A 21,626-nucleotide genomic window follows, 5' to 3' on the forward strand; every position below is an offset into this window, starting at 1 on the left:
GCACAGGTTTAAGAAATGATCTTATCGAAGCCGGAAGACGAACGAAAACAAAACGAAACACTGGTAACCCTTTCTGTCTGTGATGTGATTCAGGAAGCCGAGGATGTCTGCACCTTTCGTCTGGACAACCTGCAGGGCCAACTGCCGGTTCACAAACCGGGAATGTTTATCAAGGTCTGCCTGGATATCCGGGGCAAAGAAGTCTGGCGGAGTTTTTCCATCAGTTCTTCGCCTTTGTGTCCGGAACGAATTGACCTGACGATCAAACGCAACCGAAAAGGGGAGGCCAGCAATTACTTTTTTGAACAGGTGCAGCGTGGCAGTCAGCTTCGTCTGAAAGGACCGCTGGGCCAGTTTTACTATGATCCGGAACACCACACCGAGCCATTGATTTTGCTCTGTGCCGGGATCGGAATCACTCCCATGATGAGCATTGTCCGCTATCTGAACGATTTGCAGGAGAACAGGTCCTGCTACCTGTTTTACGGTGCGCGTACACATCGGGATGTCATCTTCGACCAGGAAACACGTCAACTCATGACCCAGTTACCGGGTTTTCATTACTTCCTGACACTTTCACAGCCGGTCCCCCACTGGATGGGTTACTGCGGGCATCTCAACTTCGATTTCATCATTTCCCGAATCCCTCAGATTCCCAGCTGCCGTTTCTTTTTGTGTGGCCCCCGGAATTTCAATCAGGAATTCCAGGATTGTCTTGAGGAAATGGGAGCCCCGGCGGAGCTGATTCACAGCGAGCAATTCCATAAAAAACGAAAAAACAGTTAACTCATGAGCTTCAACTTCGACGAACAAAACACCGGTTCAGACGCGCCTCTGGATGGGAACAACTCGGCTTCACAGGGAACAGCCACCTGTCATCAGGAATTCGACCTGATTTCACTGTTGCTGGAAGAGCAACAGACTCTGACCGCCGTCGCTGAATTTGCGCGTCAGTATGAAGCAGAAGTACTGCCGGCCCAATCGCGTTACTATGCGGATCTGATTCCTTCCAAATCACCACAGTCCGGCGAACAGTATGCATTTCAGGTCGACCTTGATCGCTGTTCGGGATGCAAAGCCTGTGTCACCGCCTGCCACTCAATGAATGGGCTGGATGAAAATGAAACCTGGCGCGACGTGGGTCTGTTGATCGGCGGGACAAGCCAGGCCCCGATATATCAGCACGTCACCACCGCCTGTCATCACTGCCTGGATCCGGGCTGCATGCAGGCCTGTCCGGTGAATGCGTATGAAAAAGATCCCATCACGGGAATTGTGAAACATCTTGACGATCAGTGCTTCGGCTGCCAATACTGCACACTGGCCTGTCCCTACGATGTGCCCAAGTATCACAGCCAGAAGGGGATTGTCCGCAAATGCGACATGTGCAGTCAGCGGTTGACAGACGGCGAAGCTCCGGCCTGTGTACAAGCCTGTCCGCACCAGGCGATTTCGATTGATATCGTCAATCAAGAACAGGTTCTGGCTGACTCCGAAATCAACACATTTCTTCCCGCAGCCCCCGATCCACAACACACGTATCCCACTACCACCTATAAATCACGCAAGCCGTTCCCGCGGAATACGCTGCCGGCGGACTACTATTCTGCCCGTCCACAACACGCACATCTGCCTCTGGTGATCATGCTGGTGCTGACACAACTGTCCGTTGGCGCCTTTTTCACCGGCTCCGTGCTGGAGTACTTTCTCAGTGCGGAGATCACATCGGTGATGGTACGCCTCTCAGCGACGACAGCCTTACTCTTTGGTTTGCTGGCACTGGGGGCCTCCACGTTGCACCTGGGGCGTCCTTTGTATGCCTTCCGTGGTATTCTCGGACTCAAGCATTCCTGGTTGAGCAGGGAAATCCTGGCCTTTGGTGTGTTTGCCGGTGCGGCGCAGGTCTATGCCGGCCTGACCTGGTTTGCCGGATCACTGTTACCCAGTTGGGAGGTCTGGCAACCTGCTGCAGGCTGGCTGGTCAGTGCCCTGGGGGCAGTTGGGATCTTCTGCTCCATCATGATCTATGTCTTTACCAAACGGGAATTCTGGAGTTTCGAAGCCACCACAACCAAGTTTGTGCTCACCGCGGCGCTGCTGGGAATTGCCTCCACGTGGGTGGTCATTTTCGCCTTGAATCTGACAGCTAATTCTGCCGCGACCAATCTGCTGCTGGCACAGGCCGGACCGATTCTCTCCAAAGCGCTGATTGTGACGACCGTGCTCAAACTGGGTTTTGAAGCATCCATCTTCCGTTATCTGCTGCGGCGTCAGAACTCGCCTTTGAAACGTTCTGCGTTGCTGATGAGTGGTGAACTCTCCAGCGTAACGCTGGCCCGTTTTGCCTGCGGTATTTTAGGAGGCATTCTGATGCCTCTGTTCCTGCTGAACCAACAGACGCAACCGGTTCAGAACCTGACTCTGTTTTTTACTGTTAGTATTTTATTCATAGCCTGTTTAGCTGGTGAACTCCTCGAACGTTATCTGTTCTTCTCTGCGGTCGCCGCTCCCCGCATGCCTGGTGTGATCCACTAAATTACTCGGACAGGACTCGGTGTTTCGATGTCGATTATCGATCAATCAAAATTAAGCTCTCTGATTCATCAGAAAGAGGGCCATCTTACCAGGGAATTACTGCTCTCACCCGGGGGCTTCGGTCTGGGCAAAGTCCCTGAGAAAAATTTACCCGATGCGACCACTCAAATGGTCTGTGGATTCTGCGGGACCGGATGTAATCTGAATATTCATCTGAAAAACGGCGAAGGGGTCTGTATCAGTCCCACGACCGAATATCCTGTCAACCTGGGCATGGCCTGTCCCAAAGGCTGGGAGGCACTGTCGGTACTTGATTCTCCGGATCGGGCCGTCAGCCCCCTGGTAAAAAAATCCCCCAATCACTGGGAGCCGGTCGACTGGGATTCCGCACTGAGCCTGTTTACCAGTAAATTCAAAGCCATTCAGGAAAAGCATGGCAATGAATCGGTCGCGTTCCTGAGTACCGGTCAGATGGTCACCGAGGAAATGGCTTTCCTGGGCGCGCTGGCCAAATTTGGGATGGGCATGGTGCATGGAGACGGAAACACGCGTCAGTGCATGGCTTCAGCGGTGACCGCTTACAAGCAGTCCTTTGGCTTCGATTCACCACCATTCACTTACCAGGACCTTGAAGAATCAGACGTACTGGTTTTTGTGGGCGCGAATCCCTGTATCGCGCATCCGATCATGTGGGAACGTGTGGTGCGAAACCCCCATTCGCCGCAGATCGTTGTTGTCGACCCGCGGAAAACGGAAACCGCGATGCAGTCGACGTTACATCTCCAGATCGCACCCAAGTCAGACCTGCCTCTGTTTTACGGGATTGCCCAGTTGCTGATTCAGAAGGGCTATGTTGATGCGGACTATGTGCGCGAACATACGGAAGACTTCGATGATTTCAAAGCCCATGTGCGCGATTATCCACTGGAACGTATCACCGCTGAGACTGGCGTCAGCCAGGAAAAGATCGAACAACTGGTCGATCTGATTCACACAGGCAAACGGGTATCGTTCTGGTGGACCATGGGAGTTAATCAGAGTTACCAGGGAGTACGCACCGCCCAGGCGATCATCAACCTGGCATTGATGACGGGGAACATCGGTCGGCCCGGCACTGGCCCGAATTCAATTACCGGTCAGTGTAACGCGATGGGATCGCGTCTTTTCAGTAATACAACCAACCTGCTGGGGGGGCACGATTTCCTGAATGACCACCATCGGGCGAAGGTGGCCGACATTCTCGACATTCCCGTAGATCGGATTCCCGCTGAGAACAGTCTGCCTTACCATAAGATCATGGAAGGGATTCTCGCGGGTAAAATCAAAGGCCTGTGGGTTATCTGCACGAACCCCGCGCATTCCTGGATCAACCAGGGACAGGCCCGCGACATTCTGAACCGGCTCGATTTCCTGGTGGTACAGGACATGTATCACACCACCGAAACGGCGCGTCATGCCGATCTGATCCTGCCCGCAGCAGGCTGGGGCGAGAAAGAAGGGACCTTCATTAACGCAGAACGTCGCATCGGTCGGGTCAAACGCATCAAACGGGCACCGGGACAGGCGTTGTCTGATTTCTCTATCTTCAAATTGATCGCCCAGTACTGGGGCTGTGGTGAGATGTTCGCTCAGTGGAGTTCTCCCGCGGAAGTTTTCCAGTTGATGAAAAAACTGAGTGCCGGACAGGCCTGTGATTTCTCCGGAATCGAAGACTATACCGCCATTGAAGAGCAGGGGGGAATCCAGTGGCCGTTTGCAGCCAGTGAAACGGAACCACCACAACAGCAACGCAGACTGTTCGAGGATGGTCGCTATTTTCACGAGAATGGTCGGGCGCGGTTTATCTTTTCTGAACCGACCAGGATGCCGGAAGCGCCCAGCGAACAGTATCCCTTCGTTTTATTGACGGGACGGGGCACTGCCTCCCAGTGGCACACACAGACCCGCACACGGAATTCCGATGTCCTGCGGAAGCTGTATCCGAATCGAATCTATGTTGAGATCAATCCGGAGGATGCGCAAAAGCACTCCGTTCAACCAAATGACCTGATCTTTGTGGAGTCACAGCGCGGCCGTCTGAAAGCCCGCGCGTTTATCACCCAGTCGGTCCAACCGGGACAGCTTTTCATTCCCATGCATTATGAAGAGACCAACCAGTTGACCGATGCCGTCTTCGATCCGCACTCCAGTCAGCCTTCCTATAAATGTTGTGCTGTGCGGATTATTAATGAATAATGCCCCCTGAATACTGGACCGAATTCTTACCGGGAATCAGTAACATTTCTCCCACACGCGATCAGTCCGGCCACGCATTTGCACGCTGACACTTGAGCACAATCCGTCCCTTCGATTCCATTTCTGCAAAATATCATCCCCGCGTCGGTAGAACCGGAGTTTGTATTAAATCGCGCTAAAGAGTCCCGGCGATTACCGATACCCCTCTATAAGCACTTGCGGGAAATTACCTCAGACAGTGCGCGCTGCATGTGAGACGATGACACCCCCTCATCCATTGAATTTCATAAACCGGGCCCATGAATTTACTGCAAACTCAATCCATGCATCTCAAGGCGGGTATCTTCTGTTGTCTACTGCTGTTTGTCGCTCCCGTATTTGGTCAGGGAGTGCCTCCTGCGCCGGGCTGCGACCAGGAGCCGGGACAATGCGTGAATACCCCGGATTGCACATCCTGTGTTCCAGAGATCAATTACTGGGTCGTCAGTTCGCGTTGCTGTATGCAGAAAAGCAAATGCTGCTGTCCCTGCTGCGATTTTGAAGTCTATCACTCAGACGAAGCCGGGAGGGTTTCTACTCAGTCGATGGAGAGTCTGCTGCAGTCCCTGGATCCGAATGCCCCCATCTGCATCATGGTGCATGGGAGTTTCGTCAAATGGGAGAGCGTACTCCTCGATTCCTATAATACGTATCTCTGGCTGAGAAATGCGGCCCCGCACCTGCCTTTAAACGTGATCTTCTTTACCTGGCCCAGTGATGATACACCGACGAAGATTGTTCCCGTCGATGTCAATATCCTGGGAAAACGTGCTGAGTATAACGGCTTCTATGTTTCACGACTGATCGCCGATCTGCCGTCCCACCATCCGATCAGCCTGCTGGGTCACAGTCACGGTGCCCGTGTGGTCGCTTCTACAATGCACCTGATTGGCGGGGGATCGATTCAGGGTGTTTCCCTGCAGGATTGTGGACTAGAGATCTGCTGCCATTGTCGGCACTTCCGCGTCGTCTTTGCCGCTGCGGCGATCAATCATAACTGGCTGAACCCCGGGGATCGTTATGGCTGCGGATTGAACTGTACTGACTGCCTGGTCAACCTGAGAAACCATAAGGACCGGATCCTGCGGTTCTATCCTGTACTCGCGCCGATCTCGCGACGGGCGCTTGCCAAGACCGGCTTTACCTGGCTGGACCGTCGTAAACTGGGCGATGACGTCAACCGCGTGCACGATATCGACGTCTCACAGTGTGTTGGGGGAGGCCACATGTTCCCTAACTATTACAGCCACCCGCAAATTGCGGAAGCCATTGTGCCGGCCATCTATTTCAGCAACTGAAAACACTGTACATTTCCGCCTGCCAGACCTCACTGTCTACTGTCATACCCTGACTGACACACGATGCTGTCCGTCTCACAAGCCGTCAGAAACCGCGAATTTATTTTGCATCTCTCGTGAAAGCGGAGTATTCTGACGGATAATTAATCCGCCATGGGACAGACAAAGCACCCCTATCCACCTGCCACATTGGGACTTATGCCTTCCCAGTATTCTTTGTGGATCTTTCAGAATTATTCGAGATTCTGAAAATAAATCCGCCTGCTCGTGCATCGTTGTTACTAAAAGCCGTGGTTTTGTTATGTAAACGGGAGTAGATATTGGCCACCGGTAACGATGGCAAGCTCGCCCCCGAGATCGTCCATCAACTGTTTGAGACTCATGCAGGCGAATTGCGCGCTTTTTTGACGGGTATGCTCCGCAACCATGATCTGGCAGATGAAGCATTCCAGCTTACCTTTTCCAAAGCACTCCAGTCAGGAGGTCAGTCTCGGGAAGAGACCCGCAAGGGCTGGTTGTTTCGTGTCGCCTACCATGAAGCGATGGCCCTTATCCGTCGCGATAAAATCCACAGGAAGTCGCTGAACGATCTTAGCCAGATGACTAGCCAGTTCTGGGACGAGGCACCAGATCAGCGACTTCTGGATCACGAAAACCAGGAACAGATCCGACAGGCCCTTGAAAGCCTGCCAGACAACCAGCGGGTGATCGTCATCGCCCGTATTTACGATAACAAGACCTTCAAAGAGATCTCGGAAGAACAGGAGATCCCTTTGGGAACTGTGCTCACCAGAATGAGGCTCGCGATTCAAACACTGTCCCGGCAATTGAACTCACCTTCAGATGATTCCTGAGTCTCACTTGTCCGCCACTGTTTAAGATGACCGCTATGAATAATTCACCTGACAATTTGGATGCAGATCAAACCGGCGACCTGGAATGGCTGGCGTTTCAATACGTGGCCAATGAGCTTTCGGAGCAGGAGTGCCTGCAGTTCGAATCCCTGCTGGCCGAAAAGCAGTCTGCCCGCGAAGCACTGGTCCATGCCACTCAGTTGGTTGCCGGTCTGAAGTCCATCGCGCCCCAACCTGCCGGGCAGGCGACAGTCGCTGCTGCTCAACAGCCGGAAACGACCTCAACTACCCGTTGGGCCTTCTGGGGACTGCTGACCACCGCCGCCGCTGTAGTGTTGCTGGTTCCCAGTCTGTTTAAATCGACTGGCACCACGGACAGCCCCACAATCCCCACCGCTCAGACCGAACCTTCTACTGAAGATGCCGAATATTTACTGAGCCTCTGGGCTGAGTCTTCCCAGGAAAGCAACGTCGCGCTCACCTCGAACATGAATACGGAAACGGTCGAATATAGCGATCAACAGAATGTGCTCGCTGACAACCAGTCCCTGGAAGTTCCGGACTGGCTCTACACGGCTGTATCACTTCCGGAAGAAAGCGTCAATTGAGCATGCGAAGTATGAACCGTTTCACCGCCGATCAATGTCCGCTTCTGACCTGGGTCTGCCTGTTCTGCCTGACCCTGATCACCGGCAGTACGCTCTCCGCGGAAGATCCCCGGGCCTCTGCCACCGTCAATGTTTCCAAAGAAGCATCGAAGAAAGCAGGGGACAAAGCAGACGGTGCCCGGAAAGAACCCAAAAACGCTGGTGCACTCTCCCCGGAGCGTGAAAAACAGGCTCTGGAGTTTGCCCGCTCGCATCACCCCGAGCTGGCCGAACTGATCGAACGACTCAAAAAACATCGTCCCCGCGAATACCGTCGGGCCGTCCGTGACCTGGATACAACTCTGACCCGTCTCGAACGGTTCAAACATCGGGACGGCGAACGCTATCGCCTGACACTCGAACGCTGGGAAGTCGATTCCCGCATTCGTCTGCTGGCGGCCCAGGTTTCGATCAAGGGGAGCGATGCAGACCAGGCGGAACTCAAATCACTTTTGAAGCAGCGTGTGGATCTGCAGCTGGAACTGTTACAGCACGACAAGAAATCCGCAGAGAAGCGTCTGCAGAAACTGGAGAAATCCATCTCCGAGATGGAACAGAACCGGGACCAGCTCGTCGATGCCGAGCTGAAACGTATTAAGCGAAATCTCAAGAAAACCAAGTCCAAAACAAGCGACAAAAAGTAACCGGATTACCTTTTGACAGACAAAGTTGTCTTCCTTATTGCAAGGTGTGGTATGAAATCACTCAAACTCTATCGTAGTGTTTACTCTCTCACAGCAGGTATGCTGGCACTGGCGCTGTTTTCCCTGACAGCGACCGCCGCAGATCAGGATCAGGTGAAACAGCCGGTCGAACAGCGGTATGCTGATCAGTCCACTCAGGAGGTTCCCCAGTTCCAGCAGCACGTCGTGCCCTTGCTGGGAAAACTGGGCTGTAACGGCCGCGCCTGTCACGGTTCGTTCCAGGGCAAAGGTGATTTCCGTCTGTCTCTGTTTGGTTACGACTTCGTCATGGACCACAAAGAGTTGACCAACGCCGAAGCAGAGCGGGTCAACATGAAAGAGCCCGGCAAAAGCCTGATCATTCAGAAGCCTTTGAATGAAATTGAACACGAAGGGGGCAAACGTTTCGAGCTCAACAGCTGGCAGCATCGCCTGCTGACCCGCTGGATTGCCGGCGGCGCACAGGGAGTACCCAAAGACGCACCCAAGTTCGATCGCCTGGAAGTCACTCCAAATGCGATTCAGTTCAGCAAAGAAGGGGAGACCGTTCAGCTGAAAGCGGTTGCCGTCTGGTCTGATGGTACCCGTGAAAACGTAACCCCCATCTGCCGCTTCCAGACGAACAACGAGCAGATCGCGACCATCAATGAAGAAGGTCTGGTCACTTCCAATAAACCAGGCGATACGCACGTGGTCGTGTTCTACGATGCCGGCGTGATTCCCGTCCCCGTACTGCAGCCCGTTTCCGATCAATATGGCGACAAGTATCCACAGGTTGCTGCCTCAACCAAGGTCGACAAGCTGGTTGTCAACAAACTGCAGAAACTGGGCGTGGTGCCCGCAGATCTCTGTGATGACACCGAGTTCCTCCGCCGCGTCAGCCTCGACCTGTCCGGAACGTTGCCCGCACCGCATGAAGTTGAAGCCTTCCTCAAGAATACCTCTCCCAACAAGCGTGCTGAGAAAATTGACGAGTTGCTGGAAAGCCCCGGCTATGCTGCCTGGTGGACCACCAAGCTCTGCGACTTCACCCAGAACAACTATGATGATCTGATCAACGTCGCTCCCGTTCGCGACAAACCGAGCCAGGAATGGTACGACTGGATTAAGAAACGCGTCACTGACAACGCTGGCTATGACGACATTGTCGAAGGCATCCTGCTGGCCACCAGCCGCGAAAAAGGGGAAGACTTCGATCAGTTCACCAAAAACATGAACGCCATTTACCAGGACAAACCGGGGCAGGATTTCGCTGATCGCGAGCATATGCCTTACTACTGGGCCCGACGGAATTTCCGTAACCCTGACGACCGGGTACTCGGTTTTGCCTATACCTTCCTGGGGATTCGCATTCAATGTGCCCAGTGCCATAAGCACCCTTTTGACCAGTGGACCCAGAACGACTTCAAAGAATTCCGCGGCTTCTTTACCCGCGTCAACTTCGGCGTCAATCCCGAGTCACGCGATGAATATGCGGCAATGGTCGAAGAGCTGGGCGCAGACAAGCTCCGCGGTAACCAGTTACTCCGTGAGCTGAATAAGAAGGTCAACAAAGGGGAAACCGTACCTTTCATGGAAGTGTATGTTCCCAAGGCCCGTCCTGCGAACAAGAATCAAAATAAGAACAAAAACAAAAAGCAGCGTCGACAGGGACGCAACCAGAGCCCGGCTACCGCCAAGCTCCTGGGAGCCGAAGTCGTCGAGATCAACGAAATGGATGATCCCCGTGCTGCATTGATGGAATGGTTACGTCGGGAAAACAACCCGTTCTTCGCCAAAGCGTTCGTGAACCGTGTCTGGTCTGCCTATTTCAACCGGGGCATCATTGAACCGGCTGATGACCTGAACCTGGCCAATCCTCCGAGCAATGCTCCGCTGCTGGATTACCTTTCTCGTGAATTCGTGAAACATGATTACGATATGAAATGGCTGCACCGGGAAATCGCCAACAGCGACACCTACCAGCGCAGCTGGAAGACCAACCCGACCAATGAACTCGATGAAGTCAACTTCAGCCACTACATTCCCCACCGGATGCCGGCCGAAGTGCTCTACGATGCGATTCACCAGGCAACCGCTTCAGATGATGCCATCGACAGCATGAAAAACAGTGTCGGCGAACGGGCCATCGGCATCGCAGCTTCGGGTGTCCGCAACCGGGCTCTCCGCGACAAGCAATACGCGTTAACGATCTTCGGACGCTCGACCCGGGAAAGCAACTGTGACTGCGATCGCTCCGTCGATCCCAGCCTGCTGCAGACCATGTACATCAAGAACGACAACGATGTGTATTCCGCCATCAACCGTTCCAACAGCAGCTGGCTGTTCCAGGTAGGACAGCAACTGGGAGCCGTCGAAGCGAAGAATGCTCAGAAAACACGCATGAACGATCGTGCCGATCAGCTCAAAGAGCAGGCTCAGCAGTTGAAACAGCGGGTTGCCCAGCTCAAGAAGCAGGAAGATAAGAAAAAGCAGCTGCAACAGGCACAAAAGCGTCTGCGAACTGTGACTGCAGAACTGAAAAAAGTACGACAGAACGCAGGTCGTGCCCAGAACAGTCCGGCCAAGGTGCAAACCCTGGAAGAACCAATCTCCGCAGAGAAAACCGAAGAGATCATCACCCGGACATACCTGCGGAGCCTGAGCCGTTATCCCACGGAACAGGAAACCGAGTCTGCGAAGAAGTACATTGAAGAATCGAAAGACAAAATGGCTGGTATTTACGACCTGATCTGGGCCGTGCTGAATACTAAAGAATTCATGCTGAATCACTAAACCGCTTCAGCAGACAAGAACCATATTAAAACAATTACATCCACACACAGCCTGAACGCAGTGATTCAGGCACCTCATTCTGAAAGGAACTCTAATGGCCGTATCTATGACATGCGATGGAGTGAAGCGCCGCGACTTTTTGAAAATCGGGACTCTCGGTTTTACCGGGCTGACACTCTCCTCTTACCTGCGGATGGTGGATGCCGGCGAAGCGAAACCGAAGCAGGCGACTTCCGCCATCTTCATCGAGCTTTCCGGCGGTCCGTCCCACATGGATACCTTCGACCTCAAACCGGAATCATCCAGTGAATACCGGGGCGAATTCAAGCAGATCAAAACGAATGTGAGTGGCATCGAAATCTCCGAGCATCTGCCCAAGCTGGCTTCCTGCATGGACAAGTACGCTCTGCTGCGGGGTGTCTCTCACTCCGTCGCCGCGCATGCTTTGGGTCGCGAATATGTCAATACCGGCAGCCGTCCGCTGCCTTCACTGGAATACCCGGGATATGGTGCGGTCTTCACGAAGGAATATCCAGGACCGGCTAACCTGCCGCCTTATGTTTCGATTCCGAACTCCACTCAGAAACCAGGCTTCCTGGGAGTGAAGTACGCTCCGCTTAATACCGGCGCGACTCCTCGTCCCGGTCAGCCGTTCAACGTGCGTGGCATTTCACTGCGTTCAGGATTGACCGTCGAAAACATCGAACGCCGCGAGACACTGCTGCGGGATATCGACCAGACTTTCAACAGCCTGGAAAAGAATTCGCAGTTGATCGAAGGTCTGGATCGTTTTGGACAGCAGGCGCATGCCATTATCACTTCCAAGCGTGCCCGTGATGCCTTCGACATTTCGAAAGAATCGCCGGCATTCACGAAACAGTTCGGCGAATCAAGTTTTGGTCAGAGCTGTCTGCTGGCATCGCGGCTGGTGGAATCTGGCGTGCGGTTCGTCACAGTCTCCATGGGGGGCTGGGATACACACCGCAACAACTGGGAGAGCCTGGAAAATCGCCTGCTGCCTCCCTTCGATGAAGGGCTGTCTGCTCTCTTCAACGGACTGGCTGAAAAGGGGCTGCTGGAAACCACGGCTGTGTACGTCACCGGGGAATTCGGACGTACTCCCAAGATCAACACGCAGCGTGGCGGACGGGATCACTACCCCCGTTGTATGTTCATGCTGATGGCAGGTGGCATGGTCAAAGGCGGCCAGGTCATCGGTAAAAGTACCGCCAATGGGACTGAGCCTGCCGACGCCGGTCGGTCTCCCGACGATGTTGCTGCTTCCTTCTACCACAACCTGGGGATTGACTTTACCCGGGAATACCACACGAACACCGGTCGTCCGATCACAATCGTACGCGATGGTTCTGTGATTAACGAACTGTTCAGCTAGAACTGAGCATTGGTTTCAACCGCCAGGTGCAATGGTGTTCTCTGGCATTTTATATAATTTCCTGAGGGGGAATACGAATGTTGAAAGTATCGAAAGCGCTTCTGACCTTTGCTCTGATCCTGGCCTGTGTCGCAACTGTCGATGCAGCTGAAAAAGGTGCAAAAAAGAAAAAAGGCAACAAGAAGCAGCCCGCAGTTCGGATCCAGGCCCTGAACCTGCCTGACTCCATCGAACTGAGTGCAGAGCAGAAAGAAAAAGTTGCCGCGCTGAAGAAAGAATACACGCCGCAATTTGTCGCTCTGCAGAAGAAAAATCGCGAAATTATGACTCCTGATCAGCTGAAAGCCCGTCGGGAAGCCATGAAAGCAGCGAAAGATGCCGGCAAAAAAGGCAAAGAACTTCGTGAATCTGTAGACGAAGCCGTCAAACTGACTGACGAGCAGCAAAAGCAGATGAAAGAAGTGACTGCTGCTACCCGCAAACTGAACGGAGAAGTCCGTGGCAAGCTGGAATCAGTTCTGACTTCAGAACAGCTCGCCAAAATCAAAAAACCGGGCAAAGCTGGCAAAAAGAAAAAGAAAAACAGCTAGTACTGTTGATTAGGTGCCTGTTCCAACGTGCTGAAGGGACAGGCAAGCCTGTCACTATTCGCTCCCCCGATTCCGTAAACCGAGTCGGGGGATTTTTTTTATATCTTCGTACCAGATATCCCCGATATGCATAAATGTGAACGGGTCAGACGGGCAAAAAAGAGTTGTTTCCACACGTAAATCTTGATATAAACATAAGTTGATTAAATACGTCTGTTTCTGAAGATCGACAGATCCATCTCTCTGTTTCAGAGGTGAGGAGTACTGGCAATGCGGCGGCACGCGCGACAATCCTGGTTAATGCTTCTAATGGCTATAGCAGCATTAACACTCACGAACCTGCAGGATCTTTCCGCAGAAGAAGCCCCGCTCAAGGATCATGAGGTCGAATTCTTCGAAACGAAAATTCGACCGGTTCTGATCAAACACTGCTACGAATGTCACGCTGCGGAAGCGAAATCGATTCGAGGCGGACTGTTGCTGGACACCCGCGCGGGAACCTTGCAGGGGGGCGATTCCGGCCCTTCTGTTGTCCCCGGGAAACCTGAAGAGAGCATGCTGCTCGAATCACTGCGGTTCGAGAGTTATGAAATGCCTCCGTCCGGGAAGCTCTCCGATGAAATCATTCAGGATTTCGAGACCTGGATCAAAATGGGGGCTCCCGATCCACGCAAAGGCGAAAGCAAGGTCGTCAGCCAGCAGATCGATATTGAACAGGGTCGGCAGTTCTGGTCCTTCCAGCCTGTAAAGCAATCGAACCCTCCCCAGGTCACAGAACAGGCCTGGAAGCAGAGTCCCATTGATGCTTTCATTCGTTCGCAGCAGCAGGCTTTGCAACCGTCGGAACTCGCCGATCGGACGACTCTGGTACGCCGCCTGTATTACGACTTAACAGGTCTGCCTCCGACTCCCGCACAGATCGATGAGTATCTGAACGATACCAGCGAGGATGCAACGGCCCGCCTGGTCGAACAACTGCTGGGTTCCCCACATTTCGGTGAACGCTGGGGCCGCTACTGGCTGGACGTGGCACGCTTTTCTCAGTCGACGGGCGGAGGTCGTTCGCTGCTCTACAACTCCGCCTGGCGATATCGGAACTATGTAATCGACTCTTTCAACGAAGACAAGCCGTTCCATCAGTTCATCAAGGAACAGATCGCCGGCGACCTGCTGGACTCAGACGACATCCGCGAGCGTCAGGACCAACTCATTGCGACCGCCTTTCTGCTGCTGGGACCGACCAATTACGAACAGCAGGATAAAGAACAATTGCGGATGGACGTAATCGATGAGCAGATTCAGACCATCGGTCGATCCTTCCTTGGAATGACACTTGGCTGTGCCCGTTGCCACGATCACAAGTTCGATCCCATTCCCGCTTCCGATTATTACGCCCTGGCCGGCATTCTCCGCAGCACCAGGGTGCTGACCCCCGGTAATGTTTCCGGCTGGACGAAGCGTCCGTTGCCACTACCGGGACAGCAGGAACAGGCGCGTATCGAGTATGAGAAAGCCCTGGCACAACTCACGTCCGCGCAGAAGGCCAGCCAGAAAGAATTGAAACAACTGAAGGCAGAACTGAATACGATCACACTCGATGATTCGTCTGCGACCCTGGTCGGAGACTGGAAGCAATCCACGTTCTATAAAGACTTCATCGGCAAAGGCTATATCCACGACCAGCAACAAGCCAAAGGCAAAAAGCTGGTCAAATTCACGCCGCGACAGCTCAAGTCAGGGCGTTACGATGTGCAGCTGGCTTACAACTCCGCTGAGTCCCGGGCTTCGCGTGTGCCCGTCACCATTAAGACCGCAACCGGTCAACAGACAGTGTATGTCAACCAGCGGGTACAACCGACGGACGGCACATTCGCCTCTCTGGGTAAGTTTGACTTCCGGGGAACAGAGGAAGAAGAAATCGTTGTCTCGAATGAAGGCACCGATGGCTACGTGATCGTTGATGCGATCCGTTTCGTGTCGATTCCCGTCAGCACCTCTGCCAGCGAAACAGAACCAGAAATCAATCCCGAATACGAGCAGACCTTAAGCAAGATCAAAGCCACGCAGCGTAAAATCAAATCCATTCGGGACGAGATTGCCGAACGCAAGCAGAACGCGCCTCCGGAAGTGCCGGAAATCATGTCGGTCTACGAAGGGGAGGAACCTGGTGATTACCATCTGCTGATTCGCGGGAATGTGCATCAACTGGGCAAGAAGGTCCCGCGCGGATTTCTCACTGTCGCCCAGACTGAGTCGGCTCCGGCGATTCCCGCTGATGCCAGCGGGCGTCTGCAACTGGCGGAATGGGTTGCCAGCCCGGAGAATCCACTGACCGCCCGCGTGTATGCGAATCGCGTCTGGCAGCATCTGTTCGGTGCCGGACTGGTGCGAACCGTGGATAACTTTGGAGTACGGGGAGAAACACCCTCGCACCCCGAACTGCTCGACTACCTGGCACAGCGTCTGATCGAAAATGGCTGGTCAACCAAGGCCCTGATTCGTGAAATTGTTCTGTCGCGAACCTATCGGCTCTCGAGTCATTCCACGGCTGCACAGCGTGCTGCCGATCCGGACAATCGCCTGCTCACCCATCAGAACCACCGACGACTGGATGCCGAAGCGATTCGCGACACGATTCTGTTTGTCAGCGGTGACCTCGACCTCAAGCAGCACGATCAGACGGTTCGTCCCGGTACGAAATCAGAATACGGTTACGAGTTCAAGAACAATTACCGTAGCGTCTACATCCCGGTGTTCCGCAATCGTCTGCACGAGCTGCTGGCAGTCTTCGACTTCCCCGATCCCAATCTGTCTGTAGGACGCCGGAATACGAGTACTCTGTCCACACAGGCACTGTATCTGATGAATAACCCCTTCGTGATGCAGCAGGCCGAGCAGATCGCACGGCGCGTACATCACGACTATCCCGCCGATCAGTCAGCCCGCATCAATGCCTTGTTCAGGATCATGCTGGGACGTCTGCCATACGCAACAGAGAAGGCAAATGCAGAGCGATTCCTGAAACTGTCGCAGACAGAAACCGCTTCGGAACAGATCGAAGCCTGGACCGCCTTCTGTCAGACCATGATTGCCTGTATTGATTTTCGCTACATTCAATAACGCACCTGGAGTGATTCCATGTCAGTTCAATATAACCCTGTGACACGACGTCAACTGCTGCGTTCTTCCGCCTGCGGTTTCGGAGCGCTGGCCCTGAACGGAATGCTTTCCCAGGCACGGGGTAATACGCCCAGTCCCATTACCGGTAATCCACTGGCACCCCGGCAGCCGATGTTCCCGGCCCGGGCCAAGCGGATCATCTTTATCTTTATGCAGGGGGGCCCCAGTCAGGTCGATACTTTCGATTATAAACCGCTGCTCGAAGAGAAGAACGGCGAGAAAATGGAATTCAAGAATTCCCGCAGCATCGCCAAGACAGGAACCTACGGCAAAGAACAGATCATGCAGTCCCCCTGGAAATTCCGTCAGTACGGGGAGAGCGGGCACTGGGTATCCGATCTGTTTCCGGAAATCGGACGTCACGTGGATGACCTCTGTTTCATTCACAGTATGCACACCAATGGTGTCGCCCATGGTCCGAGCACGCTGTTTCTGCACACCGGGACTACGAATCTGATCATGCCTTCGATTGGCTCCTGGATTACTTATGGCCTGGGAACGGAAAACGAAAACATCCCCGGTTTCATTACAATATCTCCCTCTTACGGCAATGGTGGCCCGCGCAATTACTCCAACGCGTTTCTACCTTCACATTACCAGGGAACGGCACTGGGGAGAGCTGGGCAACCCGCCAGTGAGGCCCGCTTTAATAATATCACCAATGGTCAGGTTCCTCTGAGGAAGCAGCGTCAGCAACTGGCATTACTGCAGTCGCTGAACCGCGATCAGCTGCAGTCCTATCGGGAAGATGATGAACTGGCAGCGGTTGTCAATTCGTTCGAACTCGCATTCCGCATGCAGCAACATGCTCCGGGACTGACCGATCTTTCTCAGGAATCTCCAGCAACACTCAAAATGTACGGCATTGGGGATGAAGCAACCGACGACTTTGGACGCCAGTGCCTGCTGGCACGTCGAATGGCTGAGGCGGGGACCCGCTATATTCAGGTCAACTATTCTGATAATGCGAATACACCCCGCTGGGACCAGCACAGCAAAATTCAGAAGCACGAGATCCACGCCCGGGCAACCGACAAGCCGGTCGCGGGGTTGATCGCTGATATGAAACAGCGCGGTCTACTGGAAGACACTCTGATCTGGTGGGGAGGCGAATTCGGTCGTAACCCATTCAAACAGGGCGCCGATGGTCGCGATCACAATCCGAAAGGCTTTACCCATTTCCTGTGTGGCGGCGGTGTCAAACCTGGTTTTTCCTTTGGGGCGACCGATGAATTCGGGCATGAAGCGGTCGAGAATAAGGTCCACATGCACGACATGCACGCCACGCTGCTGCACCTGCTGGGGATCGATCATGAAAAGCTGACCTACCGACACGCCGGTCGCGACTTCCGCCTGACCGATGTGGAAGGTCGCATCGTCCACGATCTGTTCGCCTGATCTCACAAAGTCATTACTGACAAGCGCAAACAAACAGGTTCGCAAATGACCCCCCATTTGCGAACCTGCTGTCGTCTAAACTATTCTATTGTCCGTTAATGCGATACAGGACCTCCTTTCCCGATATAACTGGCGCTTATGTAATCACTGTTATCTAAATTAGAAGGTGAGTGTGAGTGTAACCGTGGTACGGCTGTCGAGCAGATCTTTGCGTTCGGTAACAGGGAATTCCCAGACACCGGCAAACGAGAGACACTCGTTGATTTTGTAGTCAGCACCAAAGGCCATGGTGATCACATCGTTCCCGGCCACGTTTGATGAGCCCAGGTTGATCCAGTCGCCCCCTTCGAAGTTGACTGGCAGAGCACCACCACTTTTCGTACAGACGATACCGTTCATTTCGGCCAGTGCGGAGAGTTTTTCGGTCAGCGGATGATCGTAGTGCAGGCTGTACCAGAATGAGGTGGAGTTATCGAAGTCATCTGCAGGGAGATGGAAACCGGCGTTGGCAATGAAGTGTCCGCCGTTGCACAGTTCCTTACCACCGGTCAGGAAGGGGTTCCAGATCCCCTGGCCGTTCCCCTGAAAGACACGGGTGCTGCCGTTGTGGGCTTCGTAGATCATCCCGGTGGAGAGCAGGAACTGATTGTCGACATCCCGGATCAGCACATATTTCACACCAGCGGCAATATCAGCCCAGCCGTGTGCATTACCGACGCCGCGTGTCTGCAATGTATTGAATCCATCTTTGACAGCGATGATCGAGAGACGCTCATTTAACGCGATTCCCAGCTGCAGAGCATAAACCTGCAGGTCGCCGGCTCCCAATACGGGGGTTTGCGAGTCGATCATCTGATTGACAAACACGCCACGGACATAGGTCAGGGAACGCGGGTCGATCGACCAGACAGGGTTACTGACGGGCATGATCCAGTGTTTGAAGCAGGGATCGCTGGGAAAACGGTTGAGCAGGGGAATGCGGTCGCAGAGTGTGCAGGCCTGGCAGGAATCGCACTGGCAAAACTGCTGACAGCCACAATCTGACTGGCAGGTCTGACAGGGGGCTGCCTCTGGCATGGCTTCATACGCGGTAAAGACGGCATCCGGTGTCACGCCAACTTCCGTTTCTGCCCCCGACAGCTGTAATTCAGCAGGTTCTGCAGATGCACTTACCAGCTCAATATCGGGTGAATCGAAGAGTGTCGGCTCGTCAGCTTGAGTCGATACAGTCAGCAGATTGAAGAGCAGTGCCGCCCCGGCACCACACATCAGCTTGATATCCATTTCTATTTCCTTGAATCCTTGATTATCGATTATGAGAAAAACCGAATCTGACGAATGTGAATTTTCTTTATCATGAGACTTCGACACCAAATACGACATTTATATCTGTTATTTCTATTTCGCCACTCATAGAATTCGCGCGTGAGGTCGAAAAATATTCTGGAACGAATTTCATAAAAAAGTAAAATCGACAACCGCAAGGTTTCACACTGACGGGGTTGTGCTGTTTGCCACGAACAGATGTGAGGCATTCCCCTCAAAGGACTTAGGTCAATCAACTAAACTAAAGTACAGATACGCCTGTTTCAGGGCAGTTATTTTTTTGCCCATGTTTCAGATATGTAGATCTCATAGACATCTATCAATTGTAATCAAGCGTTCGCATTGTTTTCAGGAGCAGAGGAGCAACCGTGTCGGCTGAAACGACTTTAGAAAACGCCACTCAGGACAGTAATCTGGAAAAGTTTGTTTACGATGACCAGATTTCCCGGATGTTTGCCCTGGCAACGCTGGTGTGGGGAGTAGTCGCCTTTCTGGTGGGGATCGTCATTGCGACCGAACTCGCGTTTCCTTCCGTGAACCTGGGGCTGGACTTCATCACTTTTGGCCGCCTGCGACCGCTGCATACGAACGCAGCCATCTTTGCCTTTGCCGGCAACGCCATCTTCACCGCCGTCTATTACTCGACGCAGCGTCTGTGCCGGGCCCGCATGTGGAGCGACATGTTGTCACGACTGCATTTCTGGGGCTGGCAGTTGATTATTCTGGCAGCCGCACTGACCCTGCCTTTAGGCATCACGCAGAGTAAGGAATACGCCGAGTTGGAATGGCCCATCGACCTGGCGATCGCCGTAGTCTGGGTCGGTTTCTTTGGTGTGAACTTCTTTATGACGCTGGCCCGTCGACGCGAACGGCACATGTATGTGGCCCTCTGGTTCTACATCGCCACGATTGTGACTGTCGCGCTGCTGCATGTGTTCAACAACCTGGTCGTACCGATTGGCCTGTTCAAGAGCTATTCCGTTTATGCCGGTGTGCAGGATGCTTTTATGCAGTGGTGGTACGGGCATAACGCGGTGGCCTTCTTCCTGACAACGCCGTTCCTGGGGCTGATGTATTACTTCCTGCCCAAGGCGGCAAACCGACCGATCTTCTCCTATAAGTTAAGTATTCTGCACTTCTGGTCGCTGGTCTTCATTTATATCTGGGCCGGTCCGCACCACCTGCACTACACTGCGCTGCCTCAATGGGCTTCAACTCTGGGTATGCTGTTTTCGATCATGCTCTGGATGCCTTCCTGGGGGGGAATGATCAACGGACTGCTGACCCTGCGCGGGGCCTGGCAGAAAGTGACTTCCGATCCGGTCCTGAAATTCTTCGTGGTCGGCATCACGTTTTACGGGATGTCTACTTTTGAAGGCCCCGTGCTGTCGATCAAATCTGTGAATGCCCTGTCACACTACACCGACTGGACCATCGCCCACGTGCATGCGGGCGCCCTGGGCTGGAACGGGTTCATGACTTTCGGCATGATGTACTGGCTGCTGCCACGACTATTTCAGACCGAACTCTACAGTACACGGCTGGCAAATCTGCATTTCTGGCTGGGAACAGTCGGGATCCTGCTGTATATCTTCCCGATCTATGTCGCCGGGCTGACTCAGGGACTGATGTGGCGGGCCATCACCGATACCGGTCAGCTGGCTTATCCCAACTTCGTGGAAACGGTTCGCGTGCTGATCCCGTTATACGTGATCCGCGCAGTCGGCGGGGTCGTTTATCTCTCCGGGGCACTGCTGCTGAGCTACAACTTCTTCCAGACCTGGAAGAGGCGTCCTGCGAACTACGAAGAAGTCGAACATTACGCTCCCGCGCTGGAGCCACATTATGATGACGATCCGGCTCCCCAGTCTCGTCTGTCGGGTGTGCTGGAAGTCGCCAAGAAGCTGGATGTCTTTGAACAACTCGTGTGGCACCGTCGCTGGGAACGGCTCCCCCGCCTGATGACCATCTGGGTGATCATCGCTGTGGTGGCTGCATCGCTGTTCGAAATCATTCCGACCTTCCTGATCCGGTCCAACGTGCCGACCATCGCGACGGTGACACCTTACACACCACTGGAGTTAGCCGGACGGGACATCTACGTAGCGGAAGGTTGTTACAACTGTCATTCGCAGATGATTCGTCCCATGCTGGCAGAGACCAAGCGGTATGGTGAATATTCCAAACCGGGTGAATTCGTTTACGACCATCCGTTTCAGTGGGGTTCGCGTCGCATCGGTCCCGACCTGGCACGCGAAGGGGGCAAGCAGTCCAATCTCTGGCATCTGATTCATTTCCGTGATCCGGAAAAGATGACCAAAGGTTCGATCATGCCACCTTATCCGTGGCTGGAAAAACGTAAGCTGAATTTCAAGACGATTCCGGACCGCGTCTGGGCCGCTTCCTACCTGGGAGCTCCTTACGACAAAGCCGCCTTGAGCGATTCCATCACGTTGGCCAAGCAGCAGGCGAAAGCAATCGCTGATGACATTGAACGTCAGAAAGGTCCCTCGGGCCTGGAAGACAAACAGGTCGTCGCGCTGATCGCCTACCTGCAGCGTCTGGGAACGGATCTGTTCAAGACTCCGAAATCCCCGAATCCATCCGCTGAACCCGCACCAGCGGCCGATAATAAGACCGCCCGGGCAGAACCAGCGTCAACGAGGTAATTAT

Annotated in this window: 14 protein-coding genes; 13 read left to right on the forward strand and 1 reads right to left on the reverse strand. The window is 53.6% G+C overall.

Translation table 11 applies throughout. The features are described from left to right. Positions 1-15 precede the first annotated feature (15 nt). The 12 genes from F1728_RS31010 to F1728_RS31065 all read left to right on the forward strand — a co-directional run bounded on the left by F1728_RS31010 (position 16) and on the right by F1728_RS31065 (position 17,627). The gene (locus F1728_RS31010; protein WP_155367250.1) at positions 16-786 is read left to right on the forward strand and encodes a ferredoxin reductase; all 771 of its coding nucleotides are present in this window, start codon (positions 16-18) and stop codon (positions 784-786) included. Between the two features lie 3 nt (positions 787-789). After that, positions 790-2,535, forward strand: a complete 1,746-nt coding sequence (locus F1728_RS31015; RefSeq protein WP_155367251.1) for a DmsC/YnfH family molybdoenzyme membrane anchor subunit — start codon at positions 790-792, stop codon at positions 2,533-2,535. A 27-nt stretch (positions 2,536-2,562) separates the two neighbouring features. Beyond that, positions 2,563-4,770: a molybdopterin oxidoreductase family protein gene (locus F1728_RS31020; protein WP_155367252.1), complete on the forward strand. Its 2,208-nt coding sequence runs from the start codon at positions 2,563-2,565 to the stop codon at positions 4,768-4,770. A gap of 299 nt (positions 4,771-5,069) precedes the next feature. Beyond that, positions 5,070-6,107: an alpha/beta hydrolase gene (locus tag F1728_RS31025; RefSeq protein ID WP_155367253.1), complete on the forward strand. Its 1,038-nt coding sequence runs from the start codon at positions 5,070-5,072 to the stop codon at positions 6,105-6,107. Positions 6,108-6,427: 320 nt separating this feature from the next. After that, positions 6,428-6,961, forward strand: a complete 534-nt coding sequence (locus F1728_RS31030; protein ID WP_194242611.1) for an RNA polymerase sigma factor — start codon at positions 6,428-6,430, stop codon at positions 6,959-6,961. Between the two features lie 35 nt (positions 6,962-6,996). Then, positions 6,997-7,569: a hypothetical protein gene (locus tag F1728_RS31035; protein ID WP_155367254.1), complete on the forward strand. Its 573-nt coding sequence runs from the start codon at positions 6,997-6,999 to the stop codon at positions 7,567-7,569. Between the two features lie 11 nt (positions 7,570-7,580). Continuing rightward, on the forward strand, positions 7,581-8,252 hold the full coding sequence (locus F1728_RS31040; RefSeq protein ID WP_155367255.1) for a hypothetical protein: 672 nt from the start codon (positions 7,581-7,583) through the stop codon (positions 8,250-8,252). Positions 8,253-8,303: 51 nt separating this feature from the next. Continuing rightward, on the forward strand, positions 8,304-11,066 hold the full coding sequence (locus tag F1728_RS31045) for a DUF1549 and DUF1553 domain-containing protein (RefSeq protein ID WP_228030425.1): 2,763 nt from the start codon (positions 8,304-8,306) through the stop codon (positions 11,064-11,066). 94 nt (positions 11,067-11,160) lie between these two features. Next, complete coding sequence (locus tag F1728_RS31050) at positions 11,161-12,459, forward strand: DUF1501 domain-containing protein (RefSeq protein WP_145185112.1); 1,299 nt, start codon at positions 11,161-11,163, stop codon at positions 12,457-12,459. 77 nt (positions 12,460-12,536) lie between these two features. Continuing rightward, positions 12,537-13,049 (forward strand): hypothetical protein, encoded by a 513-nt coding sequence (locus F1728_RS31055; protein ID WP_149340360.1) that lies wholly within the window; start codon positions 12,537-12,539, stop codon positions 13,047-13,049. 309 nt (positions 13,050-13,358) lie between these two features. Beyond that, positions 13,359-16,169 (forward strand): DUF1553 domain-containing protein, encoded by a 2,811-nt coding sequence (locus F1728_RS31060; protein WP_194242612.1) that lies wholly within the window; start codon positions 13,359-13,361, stop codon positions 16,167-16,169. A gap of 18 nt (positions 16,170-16,187) precedes the next feature. Beyond that, complete coding sequence (locus F1728_RS31065; protein ID WP_155367257.1) at positions 16,188-17,627, forward strand: DUF1501 domain-containing protein; 1,440 nt, start codon at positions 16,188-16,190, stop codon at positions 17,625-17,627. Positions 17,628-17,786: 159 nt separating this feature from the next. Here F1728_RS31065 and F1728_RS31070 read toward each other — a convergent pair whose 3' ends face one another. Then, complete coding sequence (locus tag F1728_RS31070) at positions 17,787-18,911, reverse strand: hypothetical protein (RefSeq protein WP_155367258.1); 1,125 nt, start codon at positions 18,909-18,911, stop codon at positions 17,787-17,789. A gap of 410 nt (positions 18,912-19,321) precedes the next feature. On the opposite strand from F1728_RS31070, the gene ccoN reads away from it, so the two are divergent. Further along, entirely contained in the window at positions 19,322-21,622 is a 2,301-nt protein-coding gene (gene ccoN, locus F1728_RS31075; RefSeq protein WP_228030426.1) for a cytochrome-c oxidase, cbb3-type subunit I, read from the forward strand. The last annotated feature ends 4 nt before the right edge of the window (positions 21,623-21,626 follow it).

It is taken from the genome of Gimesia benthica (assembly GCF_009720525.1).
In the GTDB taxonomy this organism is placed as follows: Bacteria; Planctomycetota; Planctomycetia; order Planctomycetales; family Planctomycetaceae; genus Gimesia; species Gimesia benthica.